This is a genomic window from Kocuria sp. ICS0012 (assembly GCF_001665945.1).
In the GTDB taxonomy this organism is placed as follows: Bacteria; Actinomycetota; Actinomycetes; order Actinomycetales; family Micrococcaceae; genus Kocuria; species Kocuria marina.
The window spans coordinates 1-24,924 of the sequence record NZ_LZMM01000050.1; the positions used below are offsets into that span (position 1 = coordinate 1).

At 69.1% G+C, this 24,924-nt stretch carries 21 protein-coding genes, 1 tRNA gene and 1 pseudogene; 9 read left to right on the plus strand and 14 right to left on the minus strand.

Features of this window, described 5'->3' with window-relative positions; all coding sequences use genetic code 11:
- Positions 1–83: 83 nt before the first annotated feature.
- The 7 genes from A5728_RS08445 to A5728_RS08475 all read right to left on the minus strand — a co-directional run bounded on the left by A5728_RS08445 (position 84) and on the right by A5728_RS08475 (position 11,022).
- Positions 84–1,148: a putative glycoside hydrolase gene (locus tag A5728_RS08445; protein WP_064846621.1), complete on the minus strand. Its 1,065-nt coding sequence runs from the start codon at positions 1,146–1,148 to the stop codon at positions 84–86.
- Positions 1,145–2,869, minus strand: a complete 1,725-nt coding sequence (gene pelF, locus A5728_RS08450; protein WP_064846622.1) for a GT4 family glycosyltransferase PelF — start codon at positions 2,867–2,869, stop codon at positions 1,145–1,147. Before pelF ends, A5728_RS08445 begins: the two co-directional genes overlap by 4 nt.
- A 140-nt stretch (positions 2,870–3,009) precedes the next feature.
- The gene (locus tag A5728_RS08455) at positions 3,010–4,428 is read right to left on the minus strand and encodes a hypothetical protein (RefSeq protein ID WP_231885581.1); all 1,419 of its coding nucleotides are present in this window, start codon (positions 4,426–4,428) and stop codon (positions 3,010–3,012) included.
- A 453-nt stretch (positions 4,429–4,881) separates the two neighbouring features.
- A tRNA-Pro gene (locus A5728_RS08460) sits at positions 4,882–4,958 on the minus strand.
- 97 nt (positions 4,959–5,055) lie between these two features.
- Entirely contained in the window at positions 5,056–7,953 is a 2,898-nt protein-coding gene (locus A5728_RS08465; protein ID WP_064846623.1) for an FAD-binding and (Fe-S)-binding domain-containing protein, read from the minus strand.
- 10 nt (positions 7,954–7,963) lie between these two features.
- A complete protein-coding gene (locus A5728_RS08470; protein WP_064846624.1) occupies positions 7,964–8,881 on the minus strand; it encodes a metallophosphoesterase in 918 nt (305 codons plus the stop codon).
- Positions 8,881–11,022, minus strand: coding sequence for a transglycosylase domain-containing protein (locus tag A5728_RS08475; protein WP_064846625.1), 2,142 nt, complete (start codon positions 11,020–11,022; stop codon positions 8,881–8,883). Before A5728_RS08475 ends, A5728_RS08470 begins: the two co-directional genes overlap by 1 nt.
- Before the next feature lie 125 nt (positions 11,023–11,147).
- Between A5728_RS08475 and A5728_RS08480 the strand changes: the two genes are divergently transcribed.
- From A5728_RS08480 to A5728_RS08490, 3 genes are read left to right on the plus strand one after another with little or no spacing between them, the layout of a single operon-like run.
- Positions 11,148–11,342, plus strand: a complete 195-nt coding sequence (locus tag A5728_RS08480; protein ID WP_035965209.1) for a DUF4177 domain-containing protein — start codon at positions 11,148–11,150, stop codon at positions 11,340–11,342.
- Positions 11,343–11,362: 20 nt separating this feature from the next.
- The gene (locus tag A5728_RS08485; protein ID WP_064846626.1) at positions 11,363–11,842 is read left to right on the plus strand and encodes a RidA family protein; all 480 of its coding nucleotides are present in this window, start codon (positions 11,363–11,365) and stop codon (positions 11,840–11,842) included.
- Positions 11,843–11,844: 2 nt separating this feature from the next.
- On the plus strand, positions 11,845–12,759 hold the full coding sequence (locus A5728_RS08490) for a hypothetical protein (RefSeq protein WP_064846627.1): 915 nt from the start codon (positions 11,845–11,847) through the stop codon (positions 12,757–12,759).
- A 113-nt stretch (positions 12,760–12,872) separates the two neighbouring features.
- Here A5728_RS08490 and A5728_RS08495 read toward each other — a convergent pair whose 3' ends face one another.
- Positions 12,873–13,550: a Crp/Fnr family transcriptional regulator gene (locus A5728_RS08495; RefSeq protein ID WP_064846628.1), complete on the minus strand. Its 678-nt coding sequence runs from the start codon at positions 13,548–13,550 to the stop codon at positions 12,873–12,875.
- 251 nt (positions 13,551–13,801) lie between these two features.
- Between A5728_RS08495 and A5728_RS08500 the strand changes: the two genes are divergently transcribed.
- Positions 13,802–14,986, plus strand: coding sequence for a MarP family serine protease (locus A5728_RS08500; RefSeq protein WP_064846629.1), 1,185 nt, complete (start codon positions 13,802–13,804; stop codon positions 14,984–14,986).
- Between the two features lie 108 nt (positions 14,987–15,094).
- Here A5728_RS08500 and A5728_RS15115 read toward each other — a convergent pair.
- The 4 genes and pseudogenes from A5728_RS15115 to acs form a co-directional block, all read right to left on the minus strand.
- Positions 15,095–15,316 (minus strand): annotated as a pseudogene (locus A5728_RS15115) (glycine betaine ABC transporter substrate-binding protein); the annotation flags it as partial.
- Positions 15,317–15,359: 43 nt separating this feature from the next.
- Entirely contained in the window at positions 15,360–15,611 is a 252-nt protein-coding gene (locus A5728_RS14795) for a hypothetical protein (RefSeq protein WP_064846630.1), read from the minus strand.
- A gap of 36 nt (positions 15,612–15,647) precedes the next feature.
- On the minus strand, positions 15,648–16,103 hold the full coding sequence (gene aroQ, locus A5728_RS08510; RefSeq protein WP_064846707.1) for a type II 3-dehydroquinate dehydratase: 456 nt from the start codon (positions 16,101–16,103) through the stop codon (positions 15,648–15,650).
- A gap of 184 nt (positions 16,104–16,287) precedes the next feature.
- Complete coding sequence (acs, locus tag A5728_RS08515) at positions 16,288–18,240, minus strand: acetate--CoA ligase (protein ID WP_064846631.1); 1,953 nt, start codon at positions 18,238–18,240, stop codon at positions 16,288–16,290.
- 180 nt (positions 18,241–18,420) lie between these two features.
- Here acs and nth point away from each other — a divergent pair, with 180 nt between their 5' ends.
- Both nth and A5728_RS08525 read left to right on the plus strand, forming a co-directional pair.
- On the plus strand, positions 18,421–19,284 hold the full coding sequence (gene nth / locus A5728_RS08520; RefSeq protein WP_064846708.1) for an endonuclease III: 864 nt from the start codon (positions 18,421–18,423) through the stop codon (positions 19,282–19,284).
- 11 nt (positions 19,285–19,295) lie between these two features.
- On the plus strand, positions 19,296–20,078 hold the full coding sequence (locus tag A5728_RS08525; RefSeq protein ID WP_064846632.1) for a CoA pyrophosphatase: 783 nt from the start codon (positions 19,296–19,298) through the stop codon (positions 20,076–20,078).
- Between the two features lie 126 nt (positions 20,079–20,204).
- On the opposite strand, the gene A5728_RS08530 is transcribed toward A5728_RS08525, so the two are convergent.
- The gene (locus A5728_RS08530; protein WP_064846633.1) at positions 20,205–21,965 is read right to left on the minus strand and encodes a bifunctional 3'-5' exonuclease/DNA polymerase; all 1,761 of its coding nucleotides are present in this window, start codon (positions 21,963–21,965) and stop codon (positions 20,205–20,207) included.
- Between the two features lie 379 nt (positions 21,966–22,344).
- Here A5728_RS08530 and A5728_RS08540 point away from each other — a divergent pair, with 379 nt between their 5' ends.
- Genes A5728_RS08540 through A5728_RS08550 form a run of 3 tightly spaced genes read left to right on the plus strand, consistent with a single transcriptional unit; the run spans position 22,345 to position 24,243 of the window.
- Positions 22,345–22,764: a transketolase C-terminal domain-containing protein gene (locus A5728_RS08540; RefSeq protein ID WP_064846635.1), complete on the plus strand. Its 420-nt coding sequence runs from the start codon at positions 22,345–22,347 to the stop codon at positions 22,762–22,764.
- Positions 22,765–22,774: 10 nt separating this feature from the next.
- On the plus strand, positions 22,775–23,548 hold the full coding sequence (locus tag A5728_RS08545; protein ID WP_064846636.1) for a 2-oxo acid dehydrogenase subunit E2: 774 nt from the start codon (positions 22,775–22,777) through the stop codon (positions 23,546–23,548).
- Positions 23,545–24,243: a peptidyl-tRNA hydrolase gene (locus tag A5728_RS08550; RefSeq protein WP_193518983.1), complete on the plus strand. Its 699-nt coding sequence runs from the start codon at positions 23,545–23,547 to the stop codon at positions 24,241–24,243. The genes A5728_RS08545 and A5728_RS08550 overlap by 4 nt, the downstream gene beginning before the upstream one ends.
- Positions 24,244–24,304: 61 nt before the next feature.
- Here the strand turns inward: A5728_RS08550 and A5728_RS08555 are convergent, their stop codons facing one another.
- A complete protein-coding gene (locus A5728_RS08555; RefSeq protein WP_064846638.1) occupies positions 24,305–24,859 on the minus strand; it encodes a hypothetical protein in 555 nt (184 codons plus the stop codon).
- Positions 24,860–24,924: the final 65 nt, after the last annotated feature.

Sequence of the window (24,924 nt, forward strand, 5' to 3'; positions counted from 1 at the left end):
CGGGGCGGCCCCCACCCACCAGGCCCCCCCCCCCGGCGGCCGGGCGGGGCGGCCGCCCCCCGTGCCCCGCACCCCCGGTGGGCTCACCCCCGCCGCAGCACCACCCCGCGGCGGGGCTGCAGCACCAGGTGGGACCCCGCCGCCCGACCCCGGACGTCGACCATGCCGCGCGGCACCCGGACGCGGCGGCGTCGTCGGCGGTCGGCGTTGAAGTTCACCGCGGCCCAGCCGTGCGTGAACTCGCGCCACCACGTGTGACCGCGGCGCACGGGGTCCTGCACCGGCGCGCCGAGATCCCAATCGAGCTGCGCGGTGTGCTGGGTGCGGCTGTAGTCGTCGTGCGCCGTGGCCGCGTACGCGCCGCGGCCCGCCCCGAAGATCCAGAACGCGGCCAGACCGTACTCGACATTGGGGTGGTCGTCGTCGCCGTCCGTGGGCACCCGCAGGATGCTGAGGCCCGGCCCGTCCGCCTGGGGCAGCTGCGTCTCGGTGGTCTCCGGGTCGAACAGGTCCACCGGGCTGAAACCCAGCCACACCTCCTCGAATCCGCCGCCGTAGGCCGCGTGGCTCGCCCAGCGGCCGGGCTCGCGTCGCGATTCCGCGATGTTCGGGACCAGGATCTTACCGACCTCGTTCAGGGCCGTGCCCGCGGCATGCACCAATTCGCCCGCACCGTCGCGGAAATCCGCCATCGTCCGGGCATGACGGATGGGCAGGTCCAGGCCGTAGTAGTCGTCGAACACGTCGTTGTCCGCCATCACGCCGTCGAACGGCGAATCCCGCAGCTCGGCGACGACGTTGCGCACCCAGCGCTCGCGGTACTCGGGCGACCACACGGTCATCTGCCAGTGTCCGCCGTAGCGGGCCCACTCGATGCGTTCACCGTCCAGGCGCCGCGCGAACCACCGGTCCGGGGCTTCGGCGTACGAGACCCCGGAACTGTGGATCGGGCCCGGTTCGTAACTGCGGGTCGAGGACAGGCACTTGTAGCACAGCACCGTCATGTCCGGGCGGCGCCGCTTGAGGTCCGCGGCCGCCGCCGTCTCCCACGGTTGCAGGATCGCCGCCCGGTAGTGCTGCGCGGCGAAGTCGAGCTGCTCGGGGCTGATCGGGCCCCCGTACCGGATCCAGGCGCCGACGCCGCTCACTCGCCCGCGCCCGCCAACGGCGCGTCGAGCGCCGGTTGACGCAGGTCCGAGTACTCGAAGTTGCGCTTCTCACCCATGTTGCCGAGCATCCGGTAGATCTTGTTGTAGGAGGACATGACCTCGTGGAGCTGGAAGAAGTCCTCCACGCGGCCGCGGGCGTTGGTGCTGTAGGAGCGGTAACGGTCCACGTTCCCGATCACGGCCTGGACCTTGTCCGCCATGGCCACGATGTCACCGGGTGCGAGCAGTTCACCGCACGGTCCCCACGTGCGGCCGTCGGGGGTCACCAGGTCGTCGCCCACGAGCTGGCTCATGCCACCCACGTCCGAACCCACCGTGGGGATGCCCGCGGCCATGGCCTCGAGCACCACGATCGGCTGGCCCTCGTTGTAGCTCGGGAGCACCAGGAGGTCGAACTGGTCGAGCATGTCCCGTACGTTCACGGTCCCGTGGATGGTCACGAGGTCGTGGAGGCCCAGGGCCTCGATCTTCTCGAGGCACGCCTCGTAGTACTCGGGCACATGCTCGGTGGGGCCCAGGACGTCCAGGTGGATGTTGGGGTACCCGCGATCCCGCAGGATGTCCATGCTGGAGAGCAGATCCATGAGTCCCTTGATGGGCACCACGCGGGCGATGTACACGAGTCGCCAGGTGTGTTCCTCCGGGGACTGCGCAATGCGCTCTACCGCGGCTTGGCGGGCGTGGTACTTCTCCTCGAACTCCTCGATGATCATGCCGTTGGGCAGCACCACGGACTTGTCCACGTCCGCGCCCAGGCTCGCGGCCTCCGTGATGGCCGTGGGGTAGAGGTAGGTTACGAGCTCGGCGCTCGGGTAGCAGAAGTGCCCGATCTCGATCCACCACGCCATCCACGCCCGGTCCTCGGCACTGACGTCAAACGTGCGGTAGTCCTCGGACGTGATCGACAGCGCCATGTTGCGGTCGAGCAGGGTGTTCACGGTGTCGCGCACGTACAGGTTGTGCTCGGTGAGCAGGAACGACGTGCCGTGATCGCGCGCGGCCGCGGCACCCAGCAGGGACGCGTAGCCGGTCGTGTGCGCGTGGTACACCCGGGCCCGGGGCATGGTCTCGCCCAGGATCGCGTGGGCCAGGGAGAAGAATCCGCGCAGCAACCAGAACGATTCGGACAGGGGGAGCCCGAGCTGCGGCATCCGCTCCGTCAGCGCATGCAGGAACTCGCGGGAGCCCAGCACGGCCCACAGGGGGTACTGCCGGGTACGTTCATTGAGTCCTTCGTCGATGAGCTCCCACAGTGGCTCGGTGTCCCGGGCACCGGCCAGGGCGTAGATCGCGTCGAAGATCCGGTGGGACAGCACCGTTCGCTGCTCCGCGGTCATGCGCAGGTCCTTGGGACGCACGGACATGAAGTCGTCCCGGTGCTCCTGCATGCTCAGGTAGACCACGCGGACCCATTTCACGTTCTCGGGCATGGAGTAGAGGTCCTCCTGGGGTGCCTCGGAGTCCCAGGAGATGTGGATGATCCCGTAGCTCAGGTCGGGGTTACCCGTGACGATGTCGTGGACGACCGCCGAGACCCCGCCCTTGAGGAAGGGGTAGGTGGATTCCATGACGATGGCGACGTCCACGTCCTCGTACTGCTTCTGGCGCTGTTGCGCGGCGGGGGACAGACGGGCGGGTTCCGCGACGGCCACGGACTTGGTGGCGCGGTGCTTGGCGTGTGAGCGCGTGAAAGGGTACATGTCGGCTATTCCTCACGGGATGAAAGGGTCCGGGGGCGCAATGTGGCGACCAGTCGGGACGTGCAGTGGGGCCGGGACCGGGCAGGACTGCGCCCGTGCGCGGCGGATGCGCTTGATAGGAAGCGCTTACGTGGACTGCGTTACCAGGACGTGGCGTGGCGCCAGAAGAGGGTGTACTCGGGCTGGGCCCAGTGGCGTTTGTACAGCGCCCAGGCACCGGCGACCAGCACCAGGTCCGCGAGCAACAGGAGGGCGTACGCCCCGTTGGTGGAGAACACCGCGAACGCGAGGACGCTCACGACCAGGTGCACCGCACCCAGGGCCTGGGCCGTGATCTTCTCCCCGATGTAGTCCAGTTCGTAGCTCAACAGGGTGAGCATCATGAATGTCCATGAGGCCACGGCCACGGTCACCGCGAGTAGGACGTGGTTGGGCTGCAAGCCGCCCAGTAGCAGTGCGGCCGCCAGGGTCAGCACCATGCCCACCGCGCCGGTGCGCAGGACGGAGCGGTCCACCACGTAGCTGAGCAGCGTGGAGCGGGAGGCCAGCACGGGCAGTGTTTCCTTCTCGATGGCCCGGTGCAGTCCGCTGACGGCGCGGTCCACGTGCGGGGCCATGTTGACGAAGTAGAAGTTGTAGGCGAGCACCGCGGGGAGCATGGCCATGAACACCACGATCACCTGGAAGGTCCCGTCCGTGGCCAGGAACAGCACGAACTTGTCCGCCCACAACACCGATCCGAGCAGCAATCCGCGCAGGGCGTCCGCGGCGAAGTTGCGGTGGTCCAGGCGTTCGAAGACCCGCACGTGGGACAGCTGACGGCCCATTGCCGCGATCTGGGTGGCCGCGGCGACCAGGGGCGGAAGGATCCACACGGTGGGAACCACGGCCAGCGCCAGGGCGTAGGCGCCCCATGCCACGGCCCACAGGCCGCGGCGTTCTCCCACGTTGGCGAGGACCAGGGACTGCACGAACAGCACGTGCGCGCCCAGCAACAGCAGGTAGGCGCCCATGGCCTGCCAGGACCAGCCGGTGGCCAGCCACAGCGGCAGTGCGAACAGCGCGGCGAGCGGGAGGGTCTGCAGGAACATGGCCGGCCACACCTCGCAAAAGCGCTGGGTGATCTTCTGCATGTCCCGCTCGGCCATGAGGTCACCGATCGCGCGGTACGCGGGCATGCACGCGGCCTGCGCGAGCCAGGGCACGGTGATGGAAGAGGCCAGGACCACGTGGGTCAGTTGGACCCCACCCACGGTCGCCTCCGCCATGCGCGGGCTCACGAGCGGGAAGACGATGTTCAGGAAGATCACCGGCGAGAGGTAGAGCAACAGCTCCACCCCGCCGCGGGAGCTCCCGGCGGGTTCCGATGCGTGCTCGGCGTCCACCGGACGGGAGCCGCGCAGCACCAGGAATGCGGTGAGCAACACCAGCAGTCCGCCCGCGATGACCAGGACCTCGGCGTGTGAGCCCAGGAGTTCAAGCACCACGGGGACCAGCCCCGTGAGCAATAGGGCCACGACGATCGTGGCGGTACGAGTGCGACTGAAAGAATCGTGCACCAAAGTTCTCAGAGCTGTCACAGCTGTCCCCCGGGGATCCTGGCGCTTCCCGTCAGCCCCCGCTGACGAGAATTCCCCCATGCAAATGATGTGAAGGCGATGAGGCCAGTTCCGCTGTCGCCGCAGTGAATATATACAGTTTATGTGTGCACTAGCAAACACGGAGATGAATTGTGTCTGAACGGGACGCACTGGCTGTCAGTGCTTGTCAGCCTGCAATTCATCGGTATGCCGGGAATCCGTGCCGAAACGCCGGCCGACCCCGTCAGCGTGAGCCGAATGCATATCGGTTCAGACAATGAATGATTATGCATAGGCTTCTATGTGCCGCTGCCGAGTATCGCCGGGCCGGAACATGTCCCGGGAAGAGGCTCGGAATGGGTTTCCGGGATCCGGGTCCGTGGGGAAATGCAGAACACCCGGACCCACGATTCATGGGTCCGGGTGTTCATGTGGTCGGGATGACAGGATTTGAACCTGCGACCTCGTCGTCCCGAACGACGCGCGCTACCAAGCTGCGCCACATCCCGATGTCACACGGCAGAGCCGCGAACAACTGCTCCAGCATAGCGGCAGCACGGGAGGAATGTGAAATCCCCGAGTCACCGAAAACGTCCGAGCGCGGTGTCAGCGGCTGACCCGCTCCAGCACCTGCAGGACGTGTTCGTAGGGTTTGCCCGTGGCCTCGGTCATGCCTTGCTCACACGTCCGATTCAAAGATGCATATGCATCAAAATCTCCGGCCTGTACTTCCGCCGCCTCGGGAGCCGTGGCGGCCGCCGTGAGCTCGGGATGCAGCATGCCGCGGTCGCCCGCGTACCCGCAGCACCCCCACGCGAAAGGAACGGTGGCGTGCTCGGCACATGCGCCAGCCACGCGCAGGAGGTGATCGTTGATCCCCAGTTGCACGGACGAGCACGTGGGGTGCACCGCGAGCGCGCCCACGGGCGAGGACACGGTCAGCCGGTCCAGCACGTTCTCGGCCACGAACTGCACCGCGTCCACGAACCGCAGTCCGGCGTACCGGGGCGAGTTCGCCGCCAGTTCTCGCATGGTGACGAGCCCCTCGGTGCACGAGGAGGCATCACACACCACCGGGAGTGTGCCGTGCTCGGAGGCCTCCCACAGGGTCTCGAGGGTCCGCCGGGACATGGTCTCGTATCCGGAGGGTAGGCCCTTGGACTTCCACGGCGTGCCACAGCACGTGGAGGTGATGCCCTCGGGAACATGTACGTCCACTCCGGCGCGCTCGCACAACATCAGGAACGCCTCGGACACCGACGGTCCCTCCCCGTGCACCGTGCCGAACATGGCCCCGATGCACGCGGGGAAGAACACGGCCCGGGCGCGGTCGGCAGGGACGTTCGCGGGCGCCGTCGTCAATCCGGCACGGGAGCGACCGCCCGCGGGCAGGCGAGGGGAGTAGCGGGGGACGGTGTCCGTCCCGAGCGCGGCGCGGGCCACCGACGTCGCGCTGACCGGGAGCGCGGCGGGCATCCGCCGGGCCAGGGACAGCGCGAAGGCCGCACCAGGAACGGTCACGGGCCACGCCCGGGCGAGCCCCGCCCACACGAGGTCCGCCACGGCGGAACGGTTCTCCGACCGCAGCCGACGCACCAGGTCACCCGTGTTGATGTCCACGGGGCACGCGGTCACGCACATGCCGTCCACCGCGCACGTCTGCAGCCCGTCGTAGTCGAACTCGCGCCGCATCCGACCGGCCAGTTCGTGCTCACCGCGCGCTTCGGCGTCCGCGATCTCGCGGCGCCCCACGATGCGCTGGCGCGGCGTGAGCGTGAGATCCCGGGATGGACACACCGGCTCGCAGTATCCGCATTCCACGCACCGGTCCACCTCCTCCTCCACGGCCGGCGCGGTCTTGAGATCACGCAGGTACGCGCGCGGGTCCTCGGTGAGGATCACCCCGGGGTTGAAGCGGTTGCCGGGATCGATCAGGGCCTTCAGCTCCACCATCACCGAGTACAGCTCGTCCCCGTACTGCCGCCGCACGAACGGGGCCATGATCCGCCCGGTCCCGTGCTCGGCCTTGAGCGAACCCCCGCGGCCCAGGATGAGCTCCACCATCTCCTCGGTGAACTGCTCGTAACGGCGTAGCGAAGCGGGATCATCGAACTGCTCGTTGAGCATGAAGTGGACGTTGCCGTCCTTGGCGTGGCCGAAGATCACCGAGTCCCGGTAGCCGTGGGCGTCGAAGAGTCCGGTGAGCTCCTCGCACGTGCCGCCCAGCTGGTCCACCGGCACCACCACGTCTTCGAGCAGCGCGTTGGTGCCCTGCGGTCGGTTGCCCGCCACAGTGGTGTAAAGCCCCTTGCGCACGGTCCACAGGCTCGCGCGCTCGCGGGGGTCGGTGGTCAGGGCCACCGGCCCGGCCAGCTCGAGCGCATCGAAGGTGGACGCCGCCGCCTCCGCCAGTTCCCGCACACCTGCCGCGGTGTCGTGCTGGTACTCCACGAGCAGTGCGGCCTGCTGGCCCACCGGGATGTCCATGATCGCGGGCGGCGCGAGTCCGGTGCGCTGCGAGACCGCCAGGGACGTGGCGTCCATCAGCTCCAAAGTGGCGCACTGCGAGCCCACCAGCTCCGGAACGGCACTCGTGGCGGCCACCACGGTGGGGAACACCAGCAGGCCGGTGGCCACGTGCGGGTGCACGGGCACGGTGCGCAGGGTCGCGCTCGCCACGAACCCCAGGGTGCCCTCCGAGCCGATCATGAGGTGCTCCAGGATGGCCACGGGGTCCTCGTGGTCCAGGAACGAGTTCAGCCCGTAGCCCATGGTGTTCTTCATGGCAAACAGTCGCTGGATGGTCCGCACGGACTCCGGATTGCCCCGCACGCGGTCCCGCAGCCGGAGCAGGCCCTCGAACAGGTCGGGCTCTCGGGCCCGCAGCTGCTCACCAGCATCCGGGGCGGCGGTGTCCAGCACCGTGCCGGAGGGCAACACGAGCACCATGGACTCCAGGGTGCGGTACGTGTTGAACTCGGTGCCGCACGCCATCCCGGAGGAGTTGTCGGCCACCACTCCGCCCAGCGTGCACGCGGACTCGCTGGCTGGATCCGGGCCCAGCGCCCGCCCGTGCGGAGCCAGCCGCGCATTGACCTGGCGCACGGTGACCCCCGGTTGCACGCGCACGCGGGCACCCCGATCCAGGACCTCCACGCTCTTGAAGTGGCGGCGGACGTCCACGAGGATCTGGTCCGTGACGGACTGCCCCGACAGGGACGTGCCGCCCGAGCGCAGGGTCAGGCCAGCGTCCGTGTCCGCGGCCGCGGCGAAGATCCGCCCCACCTCGTGCGTGTCCCGTGGGCGCAGCACCGCGCGGGGCTGCATCAGGTAGTGGGAGGCGTCGTGGGCCACCGCGCGCCGTTCCAGCTCCCCGGTGACGACGACGCCGCTGCCGCACTCCCGTTCGATCCTCGCCACCGCGCGGTCCAGCGGAGAGTCGTTGAGAGCCGGGGCGGTATCGTCGGGTCGGCGCGTGGGGAGGGGGAGTCGGATCGGTGCCATGGGAAGAACCTTAGTCCGTGAGCGTGACCAGAACGGCCTGTGGGGGGCAGAAAAGCCGCACCGGGGCGAAGCGGGACTCGCCCAGGCCCTGGGAGATGTTCACCGGGACGCCCCTGTGGGAGATCAATCCCTTGCAGATCGCGGGATCCAGGTCGCAATTGCTCACCAGCGCGCGGCCCCCGGGGAGGCAGACCTGACCGCCGTGGGTGTGACCCGCGAAGACGATGTCCGCACCGTGGGCGGCGAAACGGTCCAGCGTGCGCACGTACGGCGCGTGCGCCACGCCGATGCGCACGTGGGCCGGCCCGTCCTGTTCACGCGGGAAGCCCGGGTGCCGGTCGAAGCGCAGGTGGGGGTCGTCCACGCCGGAGAAGTCGATGACGGTGTCCGCAATGTTGAGCCGCTCGGCGCGGTTGATGAGCCCGGTCCAGCCGCGTTCGTCGAACGCGCGGTGCATGTCCTCGGTGGGCAACCGCGGGGCCTCGTCCGATTTCTCGCCGCTCGTGGTGCGCCACAGGTAGCGCGCGGGATTCTTGGGCTGCGGCGCGAAGTAGCAGTTGGACCCCGGGACGTAAACACCGGGGAACGCGAACAGCGGCTCCAGGATCTCGAGCAGGTACGGCAGGGCGCGCAGGTGCGAGAGGTTGTCACCCGTGTCGATCACGAGGTCCGGGCGCAGTGCGGCGAGCGAGTGCACGAAGTGCTTCTTGGCCTCCTGCCCGGGCACGGTGTGCAGGTCGGAGATGTGCAGGATCCGCACGGGCCGGGAGCCCTCCGGGAGCACACGCACCGTCTCCTGGCGCAGTTGGAATCGACGCCGCTCCCCGAGTGAGGCCCACGCGAGCGTCCCGGCGCCAGCGGCGAACAAGCCCGCTCCGGCCGCGGCGAGGGAGCGGGCGACCGGGGTGGATGCGGTGGAGTCCGCCACTACTTGCGCGCCGACATCACGCTGGGCGTCGGCGAGGAGAACCGGGAGGTGTCGTAGTCGGGGGCCACGGTGCGCATGTAGTTCTGCCACTGGCCACCCGCGTACGTGGCACCGTCCACCCACTCGGTACCCGAACCGCCGGTCCGCCCGCCGATGCTCAGGCCGTTGAGGGAGCGGGAACCGAACTCGTAGTTACCCACCCACGAGGCGGTCGCGAGGCCCTTGGTGTAGCCGAGCATCCAGGTCTGGGTCGAGTTGTCGGTGGTGCCGGTCTTGGCGGCGGAGGCATCCGGCAGCCCGATCGAGCGCTGGTACCCGGAACCGCGCACGAGCACCTGCTTGAGCACCTCGTTCACGCCCTGGGCCACCTCCTTCTTGATCACCTGCTGGCAGCTGTCACCGGGGACGTCGTAGTTCTTCCCGGTGAAGTCCACGACCTTGGTGACAGCGCGGGGCTCGCACATCACGCCGTCGTTCGCAAAGCCGGAGAAGGCACGCGCCATTGTCATGGGGGAGATGTCCACCGAACCACCCAACAGGGAGGACAGGACGGTGGTGTCCACGGGATCACCGGTCTTGCCGTCGTGGATGCCCATGGCCTTGGTTAACTCACCGATCTCGCACAGGTCCAGGTCCGCGGCCATGGCGTACAGCGCCGAGTTGATGGAGTTGTAGATGCCGTAGTCCACGTCCATGACCCGGGCGTATCCCTCGGTCGCGTTCTGGAAGCTGAACCCGTTGCCGTCCTCACCCGGTTCGATCTTGTACCCGTTGGGCAGACACGAGGCCTTCCAACGGAAGTCCGCGGGGTAGTGCAGACGACGCGCGTCCACGCTGGCCTTGATGCCCTTGCCCGCGTTGATCCACTGGGCCAGGGTGAACGGCTTGAACGTGGAGCCCACCTGGAACCCACCGGCACCGCCCATGGAGCTGTCCACGTTGAAGTTGTACGTCGTGTTGGAGGTGCCCTCCGCGGCGGAGTAGTTGGTGTTCTGCGCCATGGACACGATGTGACCGTTGCGCGGCTCCAGGGAGACCAACGCCGTGGAGACGTTGTCCGGGTTGTCGTCCTTGGGCTGGGTCGCGTTCACCTGGGTGTCCGCGGCCCGCTGGGCCTTGGGATCCAGGGTGGTGGTGATCGTCAGACCACCGCGCTGCAGCGTGGCCAGGCGCTCCTCCGGCGTGGCACCGAACGAGTTGGACTGCATGACCTGGTTCTCCACGTAGTCACAGAAGTAGGGAGCGGTCCGCGCGGCCGAGCACCCGGAACTCGTGGGGTGGATGTCCAGGTTCAGGGGCTCGCGGGCCGCCTGGTCCGCTTGCTGCTGCGTGATCGCGCCGGTCTGCACCATGGTGTCCAGCACCACGTTGCGCCGCTGCACCGAGGCCTCCGGGTTGACCTGCGGATCGTAGTAGTTGGGGGACTGCACCATGCCCGCGAGCGTGGCGGCCTGCGCGATGCTCAGCTGGGAGGCCGGGATGCCCCAGTAGTACTCGGAGGCCGCCTGCACACCGTAGTTCTGCCCGCCGAAGAGCACGATGTTGAGGTAGCCCTCCAGGATCTCGTCCTTGGACTTCTCCTGCTCCATGGACAGCGCGAGCTTGATTTCCTTGATCTTATCCACGATGCCCTTGTCCGCACCGATGGTGCTGGCCTGCTCGCCGGCCCGGACCTGCTGATCGATGATCAGGTTGTTCACGTACTGCTGCGTGACGGTGGAGGCACCCTGGCGGTTGCTGGGGCGCAACACGTTATTGCCCATGGCACGCACGATGCCCCAGGGGTCCACACCGCCGTGGTCGTAGAAGTCGCGGTCCTCGATGGACAGCAGCGCCTTCTTCATGTTGGGGGAGATCTGGTTCAGGGAGACCGGTTCCCGGTTCTGCGCGAAGAACGTGGCGATCTCGGAACCGTCCTTGGCCACCACGGTGGAGGAACGGGAGAGGGGGCCCATTTCCATGTCCGCGGGAAGGGACTTGAACCAGCCGATGGACGCGTTGGCGGCCAGTCCGGCGGCCGCGGCGGGGGGAACGAGGAGTCCGGCCGCCACCACCCCGGCAACCACCGACACGGCGATGAACGCCACGATGTTGCCCAGTACCGAGGTGGGCTCGGAGCCCGAGTTGTTGCGTGATGCCATTGGGCCAGTCTATAGGCCGGGTCCTGTGCGAATCGTGTACCGGTGAGGGGGGCACACGGCCCGCGAACCTCGTGCGGGAACGCTCCCGGCGCGCTGCGGGGGGCGGGACCAGTAGTGTGGTGGCCATGACCACATGGGAATACGCCACCGTTCCGTTGATGATCCACGCCACCAAGCAGATCCTGGACAACTGGGGTGAGGACGGCTGGGAGCTCGTGACCGTCCTGCCCGGCACGCAGGCCGCGGACACCCCCGCGGGCAACGTGAACGCCCCCGTCCAGACCAACCCGATCGCCTACTTCAAGCGGCCCAAGAACTGACCCGCGGGGAAGAGGACATCATGGACAAGAGCTACGAAGACCGGCTCGCGCAGCTGGGTCTGGAACTGCCGAGCGTGGCCCGGCCGCTCGCGGCCTACGCCCCGGCCGTGGTGAGCGGGAAGCACGTCTACACCGCAGGCCAGCTGCCGCTGGTGTCCGGGTCACTACTCGAGACCGGCGTGGTGAGCGATTCCGGCGCCGAGGGGACCGTGTCCCCGGAACGGGCCGCCGAGCTCGCCGAACGCTGCGCGCTCAACGCCCTGGCCGCGGTGAAGGCCCAGATCGAGGACCTGGACCGGATCCAACGCATCGTCAAGGTCACGGGTTTCGTGGCCTCCGCGACCGACTTCTACGGTCAGCCCGCCGTGGTGGACGGCGCGTCCACCCTGCTGGGCCGGGTGTTCGGGGACGCCGGCGTGCATGCCCGCTCCGCCGTGGGTGTCAGCGTGTTGCCGCTGAACTCCCCGGTGGAGGTCGAACTGATCGTCGAGTTCCACTGACGATGAGCGGGGGCCGCGGGAACGAACGCATCTTCGCGGTGCCCCGCGCCTATTCCACGGCCGCCCGGGCCTGGATGGAACGAGGGTTGGGGTTGCACGGTTCCGCCCCCCGCCACGGCGCCGCCACCGTGTTCGTGCGGGACGGCGAGCACGGCGTGGAGACCCTCATGCTCCACCGCCCGGGCCGCCAGTCCATGGGCACGCTCTCGTTCCCCGGCGGGGTGTGCGAGACCAGCGACGACGAACCCCTGGACTGGCACGGCCCCACCCCCGCGCAGTGGGCCCACAAGGTGCTCTCGGAGGACATCGGCCGCACGCGCCGCAGCGTGGTGGCCGCCGCGCGCAAGGTGTTCGTGGAGACCGGGATCCTGCTCGCGGGAACCCCGGGTCACGGTGTCGCCGAGAGCGTGGACGGCGCGGACTGGATGACCTCGCGGGAACGGCTGGCAGCAGAGGAGTTCTCCTTCGCGGACCTGCTGGCCAAGCGCAGTCTCACGTTCCACAGCGAATGCCTCCGGCCGCTGTCCCACTGGATCACCTCGGACTTCATCCACCAGCGCGTGGACCTGCAGTTTTATTCGGCGGCCGTTCCCGTGGGCCAGCGACCCGTGCCGCTGGCCACGCAGCGCGGTATGGCGTGGCTCGATTGGGTGGACGCGCGCGCCCTGTTCGAGGACCCGTGGTCCACACCGGTGCCGGAGCTGTTCCGGCGCCAGTCGGAGGAAGCCAGCCTCACCGACGACCCCTGGCACTTCGACCTCAACGAGCTCACGACCCCCGGGGTGCAGTGCGCCCTCGAGGCGGTTGCGCACGCCGGCTCGGCGGTGGCGTTCCTCGCGGCCCGGCGGGACCTGCGGGTCAAGAGTCCCCGACTGGATCTGCGCGACGGCGAACCCGTCCTCGTCCTGGACGAGTGACCTCCCGGGTGGGTCGCGTCCCGCGCGCCCTCACGCACCCCTCACGCATCCCGTGTGAAAGGCGACGGCGCCCGTGGCGGGTGCCACGAGCGCCGTCGGCGGAAGAACCGGCGTCAGCGGGAGCGCTGCTTGAGGCGCTGCAGGTCCAGGATGACCACGGCGCGCGCCTCGAGGCGGATCCAACCGCGCTGGACGAACTCGGCCAGGGCCTTGTTCACGGTCTCGCGAGAGGCACCCACGAGCTGGGCGAGTTCCTCCTGGGTGAGCTCGTGCGCCACCAGGATGCCGTCCGTGGCGGGGCGGCCGAACCGGTCCGCGAGGTCCAGCAGGGCCTTGGCCACGCGGCCGGGGACGTCCGAGAACACTAGGTCCGCGAGGTTCTCGTTGGTGCGGCGCAGGCGCCGGCCGCGCGCCTGCAGCAGCTGCGCGGAGACCTCGGGGGAGCGCTGGATGACCTTGCGCAGGTTCTCGTGCTTGAGCCCGTCCAGACGGGTCTCGGACACGGCGGTCGCAGAGGTGGAGCGGGGGCTGGGGTCGAACAGGGCCATCTCGCCGAAGATCTCACCGGGACCCATGACGGCCACGAGGTTCTCGCGACCGTCGCTCGCGGTGCGCCCAAGCTTCATCTTGCCGGAGACGATGAAGTAGAGCTGGTCCCCCGGATCACCCTCGTAGAACAGGGTGGCACCGCGGGAGAGGTTCACCTCGGTGATCTCCTCGGTCAGAGCGGCGAACGCCTCATCGTCCAAGGAAGCGAACAGCGGAGCGCGGCGTAGGACGTCTGTATCCAAGGTAAAACTCCTCACGGATTGCGGATGAGCCCGGACAGGGGCACATGATCTGAGTACGTTCCATCGTAACGAATTTCACACCGCCCGGGTCCACCCCGCTGGTTATGCCCGGTGTGAACGCGCTGCGAGTTCCGGGTGTTCCCGCTCGTGTTCATCCACCGTTCACGATCCACGATTTACCCAGCCCCCCACCGTATGCTCGGCTGAGCACGCACCCGATCCCCGCGTGTTCCCCCTCCGTGAGGACTTCGATGACCCTGTCCCTGAACATCCTGGACGTGCTGCTGATCGTGGCGCTGGTGGCGTATCTCGTCGCAGGGCTGAGCCGAGGGTTCTTCCGCTCGTTCGCGTCCCTCGTGGGGCTAGTGCTCGGCGCCGTGGTGGCGTTCTGGGCCGGCCCCGTGGTGTCCGCGTACGTCTCGGACGAATGGCGGATCCCGGCCGTGCTGCTCACCGTCCTCGTGGCCCTGGCCCTGGGTCAGTGGCTGGGGTCGATCGCGGGTAATGCCCTCGCGCGGATCACCGAGAGGACGGGACTGGGGATCCTGGACCGCGTGGGCGGCGGGGTGCTCAACGTGGTCGTGGCCGCCCTGGTCATGGGGCTCGTGGGTTCGCTCGTGGGTCAGCTGGGCCTTCCCGCACTGTCCCAACAGGTCGCGTCCTCGCAGGTGCTGCGCGGTATCGAGCGGGTCACCCCGGAGCCCGTGCGCCAGGCCATGACACAGACCCGCAACGCGATCAGCGGCGCCCAGGGCATCCGGCAGCTGGACGAACTGCTCTTCCCGTCCCAGGCCGCCCCGGACCCCACGGACACCCCGGACACCCAGAGCGTCGCGGACGCGGGCCAGTCCGTGGTCCAGGTTTACGGCACGGCCGCCCAGTGCGCCCAGAACCAGACGGGTTCGGGATTCGTGGCGCAGCCCGGCACGGTGGTTACCAACGCCCACGTGGTCGCGGGCGTGGACCAGCCCGTGGTCCAGACGCGCGACGGTCGCGTCTACCGCGCGCAGGCCGTGCAGTACGACGCCGCGTCCGACCTCGCGGTGCTGCGCGTCCCCGATCTGCCCGAGGCACCCCTGGCCCTGCAGGGTTCGGTGACGAGCGGACAGACCGTGTCCTTCGCGGGCTACCCGCTGGGCGGTCCCTATACGCTGCGCCCGGCCACGATCCAGGGTCAGGCGGTGGCCCCCGTGCAGAACGTGACCACGGGGCAGACCCAGACCCGCAGCATCATCCAGATCGCGGGCAACGTGGAGCAGGGCAACTCGGGCGGTCCGCTGCTCAACGCGGACGGTGAGGTCGTGGGCGTGGTCTTCGCCAAGGCCGTCACGGACCAGGTGGGGTATGCGATCCCCGTGGCTCGTGTCACCGAGATCCTCGCCGCGGCGGGGGACTCCACGGAGTCCGTCCCCACGGGTCAGTGCGTGGTGTCCTGAGCGGACATCCTGTCGGTAGCAGCTGAACACCGACAAGCAGCGGCTGAGCACCGATGACCGGCGGTCGAGCACGGACGAGCGGTGGCCGGGTACCGAGTGCGCCAGCAGGGAGGCGCGGTCCGGGGCCAAGAACGCATTCAGGGGATCACGCAGCGGGCGCAGGTCGTACACGTCGTAAAGGTACTGCGGTTGCCACAGGGCAGTGACGAACCAGTCCTCGTCCGCCATGCGCCGGTCGACCGTGTCGATGATGGCCCGCGGGTCACCGATCTCCTGGCGCCACCCCAGCGCAGCCAGTCCGTAGGCCCCGATGAGTTTCTCGGAGCGCATGGTAGACCGGTCCCGGGAATGGTCCCCTGCACGGTGAGCGTGGTCATCCGCTCGGCCACCTCGGGCCTGGCCAGTTCCTCGAGGGACGAGACCAGTTCCTCCGGGACATGGGCCGGAATGCCCAGGAGAACATGCACCCCTCGTAGAGCACCGCGGCTTCCACGCACGTGTCCTTGACCTGCTCCCAGTACACCTCGTGGCCGCCGGGCAACCACGCATCGGCGAAGAGCTCTACGTCCCCGGCGGCGGCCACATGGTGGAAGGACTCGTCGATGCGCCTGTGGACCAGGAGCACACCGGACCGTGGATCTGCTGCGGTGATGGGTGCGTCCTAACTCTCGATGTTCTTACCCAGTTCGTTGGCGATCACCTGCACGCCCAGTTCGTACCCCAGGACACCGGCACCGGCGATCACGGCCGTGGCTTGCGGTGACACGAAGGACGTGTGCCGGAAGGCCTCCCGGCGGTGCACGTTGGAGATGTGCACCTCCACGATCGGCATCTCGCACATCTCCAGGGCGTCGTGCAGGGCCACGGAGTAGTGGGTCAGCGCCGCGGGATTGATCACGATCCCGCACGCCTCGGTGCGCGCCCGCTGGATCCAGTCCACGAGCTGCCCCTCATAGTTGGACTGCTCGAACACCACGTCCAGCCCGTACGACTGCGCGCGGACGCGCACATTGCGTTCGACGTCCGCAAGGGTCGTGTGCCCGTAGATCTCGGGCTTGCGGGTGCCCAGGGTGTTGAGATTGGGCCCATTCAGGACGTGGATCGGCAGCTCACTCATGGCTCCATTCAACAACACGGTCACGTGGAGCGACACGGCACCTCCGAACAAGGCGGCGCCGACCAACAGTGCGGCACCGACGAACAGTGCGGCGTCGTCGAACACCCTGACAACACCGGACGACGCCGCCACGATGACCTCTTCACGCGAGGCACCGCAGCGGCGTCGTGCGCCGGGGCCGGGGTTACTTCTGGCCGAGCGAGTCCACGATCTGCTGCATGACCGTCTGGTCCGCGAGCGTGGAGACGTCACCCACGGGACGGTCCTCGGCGACGTCCTTGAGCAGACGGCGCATGATCTTGCCCGAGCGGGTCTTGGGCAGCTCGGGGACGATCAAGACCTTCTTGGGCTTGGCGATCGGGGAGATCTCCCGGCCCACGTGCGCGCGGATCTCCTCGGCGAGCTCGGCGGCGTCCCGGTTCTCGGCGGTGGCCTGGTCCGAGAGGATCACGAAGGCGAAAACCGCCTGGCCCGTGGTCTCGTCCTGGGCGCCCACCACGGCAGCCTCGGCCACGGACGGATGGGAGACCAGCGCGGACTCGATCTCGGGGGTGGACAGGCGGTGGCCGGAGACGTTCATGACGTCGTCCACGCGACCCAGGATCCAGACGTCCCCGTCCGCGTCCCGCTTGGCGCCGTCGCCGGCGAAGTACTTGTCACCGAACTGGCCCCAATAGGTGTTGACGAAACGGTCGTCGTCCCCCCAGATGGTGCGCAGCATGGACGGCCACGGCTTGCGGACCACCAGGAAACCGTCGGTCTCGTTGGGCAGGGAGTTGCCGGCGTCGTCCACGACGTCCACCGCGATCCCCGGCAGCGGGACCTGCGCGGAACCGGGCTTGGCGTGGGTGACCCCGGGCAGCGGGGAGATCATGATCGCGCCGGTCTCGGTCTGCCACCACGTGTCCACGATGGGGCAGCGCTCGCCGCCGATCACACGGTGGAACCAGGTCCAGGCCTCGGGATTGATGGCCTCGCCCACGGTGCCCAGCAAGCGCAGCGAGCTGAGGTCCCACTCGCCGGGGATCTCCTCACCCCACTTCATCATGGTGCGGATGGCGGTGGGGGACGTGTAGAGGATGCTCACGCCGTACTTCTGCACGATCTCCCAGAACCGGCCGCGGTGCGGGGAGTCCGGGGTGCCCTCGTAGATCACCTGGGTGGCGCCGTTCACGAGCGGCCCGTAAGTGATGTAGGTGTGGCCCGTGACCCACCCGACGTCCGCGGTGCACCAGTAGACGTCCGTCTCCGGCTTGAGGTCGAACACGTTCTTGTGGGTGAACGCCGCCTGGGTGAGGTAGCCGCCGGTGGTGTGCAGGATGCCCTTGGGCTTGCCGGTGGTGCCGGAGGTGTAGAGGATGAACAGCGGATCCTCGGCGTTCTGCTCCGAGGGCGTGTGCTCGGTGGAGGCGTTCTCGGTGACCTCGTGCCACCACACGTCACGGCCGTCCTGGAACGCGACGTCCTCGCCGTTGCGCTTGACCACCACCACGTGTTGGACGGAGCTCCCGCCCTTCTCCAGGGCGGCGTCCACGGCGGGCTTGAGCGTCGTGGGCTTGCCGCGGCGGTAGGAGCCGTCCGCGGTGACCACGAGCTTGGCCTCGCCGTCCTCGATGCGCGAGCGCAGGGCGTCCGCGGAGAAGCCGCCGAAGACCACCGAGTGGATCGCTCCGATGCGCGCGCACGCGAGCATGGTGACCACGGCCTCCGCGATCATGGGCAGGTACACGGCCACGCGGTCGCCCTTGCCCACGCCGAGCGCCTCGAACGCGTTCGCGGCCTTGGAGACCTCGTCCTTGAGCTGCGCGTACGTGTAGGACGCACTGTCCCCGGGCTCGCCCTCGAAGTACAGGGCCACGCGGTCCCCGTTGCCGGCCTCCACGTGGCGGTCCACGGCGTTGTACGCGGCGTTCAGGGTGCCGTCCTGGAACCACTTGGCGAACGGCGGGTTGGACCAGTCCAATACCTCGGTGAACGGGGTGGACCACGTCAGCAGCTCGCGGGCCTGGTCCGCCCAGAACTCCTCACCCTGCTCCTCGGCCTGCGTGTACAGCTCCGCGGTGGCGTTGGCCTGGGTGGCGAACTCCTCGCTGGGTGCGTAGGTCTTCGACTGGGATGCTGCGGATTCCGGGGACATGGTGCTCCTTACCTGGGCCGTCTCGTGCCGCTCGCGGGCACGTGGTTCAGTTCACATTCTTGTTCTCCAGCGTAGTCGAGGTTCCCGCCCGTGCTCGATCCATGGCGGCCGGTGTCGCGCGCACCGTCACGGCGGCCGCGCGGTTTGACCCCCGCCACGGCGGCCACCATGATCGAGGACATGGACTCCCCGGCCGCCGCTGCCCACGTGCGCTTCGTGCCCCCGCGTCAGGCCGAGCAGGCGGCCGCGCGGCGTCGTCGTACCGGGGGCGAAACGCGGTTGGCAACGACGCGGCGCGCGCGGCGAATCCAGCGCGAGCTCGCGCGCAGCTATCCGTACGCCGTGGCGGAATTGGATTTCGACGACGCGTGGCAGCTGCTCGTGGCCACGGTGCTCTCCGCGCAGACCACCGACGTGCGCGTCAACTCGGTAACGCCGGGGCTGTTCGCCGCATACCCCGGGCCTTGGGAGCTGGCCGAGGCGCCGGCCGAGGACGTCGAGGAACGGGTGCGCTCGCTCGGGTTCTACCGGTCCAAGGCGCGTTCCATCCAGGGGCTGGCCACTCGGATCGTGGACGAGTACGACGGCCGCGTCCCGGGTACGCTCGCCGAGCTCGTGACCCTGCCCGGCGTGGGGCGCAAGACCGCGAACGTGGTGCTCGGCAATGCGTTCGGGGTCCCCGGGATCACGGTGGACACGCATTTCGGCAGGCTCGCGCGCCGCTTCGGCTGGACCGACCAGGAGGACCCTGTCAAGGTCGAGACGGACGTGGCCGCCCTGTTCCCGCCTGCGGTGTGGACCGAGCTGTCCCACGAACTGATCTACCACGGGCGGCGGATGTGCCACGCGCGCAAACCAGCGTGTGGAGTGTGTCCGGTCGCGGATCTGTGCCCCTCCTACGGCACGGGCCCCACCGATCCACTGGCCGCCCGGAAACTGTTGGCCTACGAACTCGCCCCGGGCCGCGAGGAGCTGCTCGCGGGCTTCCTGGCCGGGCGCACGCGCCGCGAACTGCGCGCCGACGGACACACCCTCGGCGCGTGAAAGGACTTCGCATGACCCCCACCGACCCTCACGGGGCCGACCCCCGTGATCAGCTCGTGGAGCTCGCCCGGCACGGTAATTCCGTGATCATGCACGACCGCGAACCGTGGCGGATCGGCGAGCTGGACGAGAACCATCGGCACTCCGCGGTGCTCATCCTCTTCGGCGCGCTGGACGCCGTGCCCTCGCACTACGCCGAGCACACGGACGGGCCGGGACGTGACCTGGACGTGCTGCTCGTCCAGCGCGCCGCGACCCTGCGTGCCCACCCCGGCCAGGTCGCCTTCCCGGGCGGGCGCCTCGATCCGCCCGACGGCGAACCCGGCACCTTCCTGGACGTGCCCGGCGGGCGCGTGAGCGCACCCCATGTCCGGGCGGCACTGCGGGAGGCCCACGAGGAGACCGGGGTGGACCCGGACGGCGTGGAGGTCCTCGGTGCACTGCACCCCGTGCCGCTGCCCGTGAGCAACCACCTGGTTACGCCCGTGATCGGCTGGTGGCGCAGTCCGTCCCCCGTGGACGTGGTGGACCACGCCGAGTCCTCCCTGGTGTTCCGGGTGCCGGTGCTGGACCTGATCAACCCCGCCTACCGGTACTACGCGACCGTGACCCGCGGGCAGCACACCTACGAGTCCCCGGCGTTCGACGTGCGCGTGGCGGGCGTGGCCGAGCCCATCACCGTGTGGGGGTTCACCGGCGTCATCATCGACCGCGTGCTCGACTGGCTCGGCTGGTCCGTGGAGTGGGACCGCTCGATCAAGCGCCCCGCGCCGAGGTTCGGGCCGAAGGCGTAACCCTTTCAGCGCCGTTCACCCTCGGTCCCCGTCGAGGCGCATGGTGCGGACGGTCCGCGAGGTCACCAGCAGGACGCTATTCAGGAGCGGGACGTCTCAGCGTAATGCCGGTGCGCGCAGCCGCGGTCACTTCGCATCCGCGTACGACGTCACCACCGTCGTGGCCACCGGGACCGCCACGGGTACTCTGCCGAACACCGTGATCACCGCTTGTTCGGCCGCCTGCGTCACGAGGTCCCGCACCCGGGGCGCATGCTGCTCGGCACAGTGGACCATGACCTCGTCGTGCAGGAAGAACACGAGCTGTGCGTCCAGGCCGGCGTCGTGCAGACCCTGTCGGATGTGTCCCAACCACGCGAGCGCCCACTCGGCGGCCGAGCCCTGGACCACGAAGTTCCGGGAGAACCGGCCGTGACCGCGCGCGGCCTGGGTGGCCCGGCGCTCGCCGGCCTGGGTGGCCGTGGCGCGCTGCACCTCAAACCATTCCGCCCCGGGAACGGGTGACCAGCGGCCCAGGTAGGTGCAGACCTGGTGCCCCAGCTCGCCCACGCGCGCGGCGTGTTCCACGTAACCCACGGCGCGCGGGAACATCCGGGCCAGGTGAGGCATGAACCGCCCGCCGGCCCCGGACGTCGCACCGTACATCGCGCCCAGCAGCGCGAGCTTCGCGTGCGCCCGCTCCTTGAGTTCCGAACCGCGTGCCTCGCCCTGTAGTGCGATGGACTCGTAGAGGTCACGGTCGCGCGACGCCTCGGCCAGAGCGTCGTCGCGCGCGAGGATGGCCAGCACGCGCGGCTCGAGCTGGGCGGCGTCGGCCACGACGAGCGCGCGGCCGGGATCCGCGCGCACGGCGCCGCGGATGTACTTGGGGATCTGCAGCGCACCGCCGCCGCGCGCGGCCCATCGTCCGGTCACGACGCCGCCCACGACGTACTCGGGGTGGAAGCGCTCCTCCCGCACCCATGTGTCCAACCAGTGCCACCCGGTCGCGGAGAAGACCCGGGAGAGTTTCTTGTACTCGAGCACCGGTTCCACGATGGCCACGCGCTGCTCCTGCGGCCGGCCGTTGACGAGGGCCCAGTCCCGCAGTTTCCACGCGCGCGTGGTGTCCACGTCCACCCCGGCGTTGCGCAGGGCCTTGAGCAGCTCCACGGGGGAGTCCGGGTTGAGGGTGGGGGCGTCGAGCACGTCACGTACCCGCCGGGCGAGTTCTTGCATGCGCGCGGGCCGCTCCTCACCGACCGGACGGGGGCCGAGCAGCTCCTCGAGGATCTCCTCGTGGGCCCGGGGGCTCCAGGGGACGCCGTGGTGGCGCATGTCCGCGGCCACCAACGCGCCCTGGGACTCGAGGGCCAGCAGGCGTTCGATCCGCCGGGGATAGCGCGCGGTCTCGCACGCCCGGTTCTGCGCGGCGAGCTCCGCGATCAACTCGTCCGTCCCGTGCCCGCGCTGCTCGACGACGGCGAACAGCGACCCCTGGCTGCTCGGTTCGGCCGGGGCGCGCGGACCGGCCACGCGGCGCGGGTCCGCGGGTTCGATCACGGGACGGTAGTCGAGTGGGCGGGGTTCGTCCGAGGTGGGATCGGGTGCGCCGGATCCGGGGGCGGTCGCGGCCGTGGCAAGGATCGTGGCGCACAGTCCCAGGTCCCGGCAGCGGGTCACCCACACGCCCGCGGCGAGCAGCAGTGCGGCGGGGACGGAGGTCTCGAGCCACGTCCACACGGGAGGCACCACGCCCGCGGCACGTGCCGCGTTCTCGCGCCGGGCGACCTCGAAGGCGAGGCCCTCGTCCGTGACGGTGTGCGGCTCCCCGGCGGGCTTGCCGTTCGCGGAGACCACCCGCAACACCCAGGACCCGGGCTCTGCGGCGGCCACCACGATGTGCATGCTCCCAGTATGGGGCGTGGATCGGGTACACCCGGGCCCCCTGGCGGAGCCGCGCGGGATAGGCGTAGCGACCTGCATCACAGAGACCTAGTGACAATTGAATACGCGCTACTTCGAGAAGTGACATGAACGTTCACAACGAGGTGATGGATCCGGAACGAACGGGACTGGGTGAACCTCATCCCGTGCAGATGATCAGTCCCAGCGGCGAGCGTCTGTCCCCGAACGGATACGAGCTCGATACCCTCGAGATTACCGACCTGATGACCATGTACCGATCCATGGTCCTGTTACGCAGATTCGACCAGGAGGCCACGGCTCTCCAGCACCAGGGCGAGCTGGGACCGCGGCCCAGGCACCCGGGGCCGAGAACACCACCATGACCCTGGCCGCTGCCATCAACCGGGGACTGCGCAAGGCCCTCGAGGACGATCCCAGGGTCGTGCTGTTCGGGGAGGACATCGGCGTGCTGGGCGGGGTCTTCCTCATCACGGACGGACTGCAGAAGGACTTCGGCGACCAGCGGGTCATCCATGCTCCTCTCGCGGAAGCGGGCACCGTGGTGACCTCCGTGCGCAAGACGGGTCGTCTCGTGATCGTCCATGAAGCGCCCACGAGTTTCGGTGAGGGCGCTGAGATCGCCGCGCGGGTCGGGGAGAAATGCTTCTACGACCTCGAGGCACCCGTGATCCGCGTGGGCGGGTTCCACACCCCGTACCCGGCGTCGCGTTCCGAGCACCACGACTTGCCCGACGTGGACAGAATCCTCGACGGGATCGACCGGGCTGTCGAGTATTGAGGAGGAGATCATGAATACAGCCCAGTTCAAGCTCCCCGACGTCGGCGAGGGCCTCACGGAAGCGGACATCCTGACCTGGAAAGTCGCCGCCGGTGACGCCGTGAAGGTCAACCAGGTGATCGTGGAGATCGAGACCGCCAAGCCGGTCGTGGAACTGCCGTGTCCCACCGCGGGATCGGTGGCGGCGCTGCTCGCCCCCGAGGGAGCCACGGTGGAGGTGGGGACGCCCATCATCGACATCGTGGCCGAGGACGCCGGGGTGAATCTCGCCGCGCTGACCGGAACGGGTGCGGCCGGCGAGGTCACCCGCAAGGACCTCGCGCAGCACCTGGTAGGCACCGGTGGTCTCCCGGAGGTCGCGCCGACGACGTCGCCCGGCGCCCCGGAGGGCGACGAGACGTGGACCATCCCGTTGAAGGGCGTCCGCAGGGCCACGGCGCAGGCGATGGTGGCTTCTGCGTTCACCGCGCCGCACGTCACCGAGTTCCTGGACGTGGACGTCACGCGCACCATGGAGCTCGTGGCGCGCAGCCGCGGTGCGGAGGGATACGCCCGGGTCAACCCCCTGGCCGTGCTCTCGCGGGCCATGTGCTGGGCCCTGCACCGGACTCCGGAGCTCAACGCCTCGCTGCAGGGTGAGCAGATCTCGGTCTCTCGCCGCGTGCACCTGGGGATCGCCACGGCCACGGACCGCGGTCTCATGGTCCCCGTGGTCCCGGACACGCACGCGCTGTCCGCGGGCGAGCTCGCGCTGCGGATCCGCGTGGGAGACTCGGGGCCATGAGTGCTGAGCCGACTGAGACCCACGACGTCCCCTGGGCCATGCAACTAGTGGTGTACCGGGATCGTGGGCGCCCCGCACGGGAGGTGGACGTCGCGGAAGCGGCGGCGCGCGCCGTCGTGATGCTGCTGGGCGACGAACGCAGCGCCCCGGGTGGGCCATGGCACGAGGCCGTGCGAACGTGGCGGGACGTGCAGATCCGCAAACTTGTGCGGCGCGCGGACGGCAAGCGCTGGGAGGACGTGCAGGCGTTACCCGGGGTCACGGTGGCGCAGAAGGCGCCGACTACGGCAGCGGACGAGCACGGCACCGCGGCCGTGAGGGCATTCGTGCCCGCACCCGTGCAGCCCCTGCCCAAGCAACTGCACAAGCTGCAGGTGTCCGGCACGCAATTCCCGGCCGTCGGGGCCTCGGCCACGCAGAATGCCGTGGTCACCGTGGAGGTGGCCCCGGGACTCGGGATCTCGAGCGGCAAGCTCGCGGCGCAGTGTGGGCACGCCGCGCAGCTCGCGTGGGAGGCCATGCCCGAAGCAGTGCGGGAACGCTGGCGCGTGGACGACTACCGGGTGCGCGTGGAGTTCCCCTCGCGGGAGGAGTGGGACGGGGTCCAGAGGCCGGTCACGGTCACGGACGCGGGGTTGACCGAGCTGGACGGCCCCACCGACACCACCCGGGCGTGGTGGGTGGAACCCGCCTGAGCGGCGGCTCAGCTGAGAGCCGGGCCTCATGGGGCATGCACCGCGCCCGGTCGGGCGGTGCTCAGGTCACGCTCGTGTGCGTGCGCTCGGCCTCCCGTGCCACGCCGCGGAACAGCAGGGACAGGTTTCCTTCGCTCCGGGCGCGACCCAACAGTTCCAGTGGCATCCGAGGACGCGAAGTCGCCACGATCTGCGACGCGGTCTCCGAGACGGGTCGCAAGACGAATCGGACGCGCGCGCCCCACGACGAGAACGTGATTCCCACCGAGATCCGCCCGCCCTGCGCATCGAGTTCTCGCAAGCCCAGTTTCGCGTGCTGGGCGCAGGCACGCTCGACCAGTCTCGGAAGTTCGGAGACGGGCACCGGTACCGTGAGTTTCCCTTGGCCGCGGGCACCGTATGAGGTGATGATGTAGTCCTCGCCCCGCTCGGTCTGCGGGCGCAGAGCGAAGAACCCGGGGATGATGACGGCCAGGAGAAGCAGAGCCACCACTATGATGCTGACCCGGCCCCAGTGGAACACCCAGAGCAGCAGGGCGAGCACCAGCAGGCAATAGAGCACATTCAGGATCAGCGCCGCGACGGCCGATGTTCGTGTCACAGGGTTGAGGTCCATCAGGTCATGGTGGCACTTCCCCGGACAGCTGCGCACCACCGGTTACCGTCCCGTAATACTCGGCG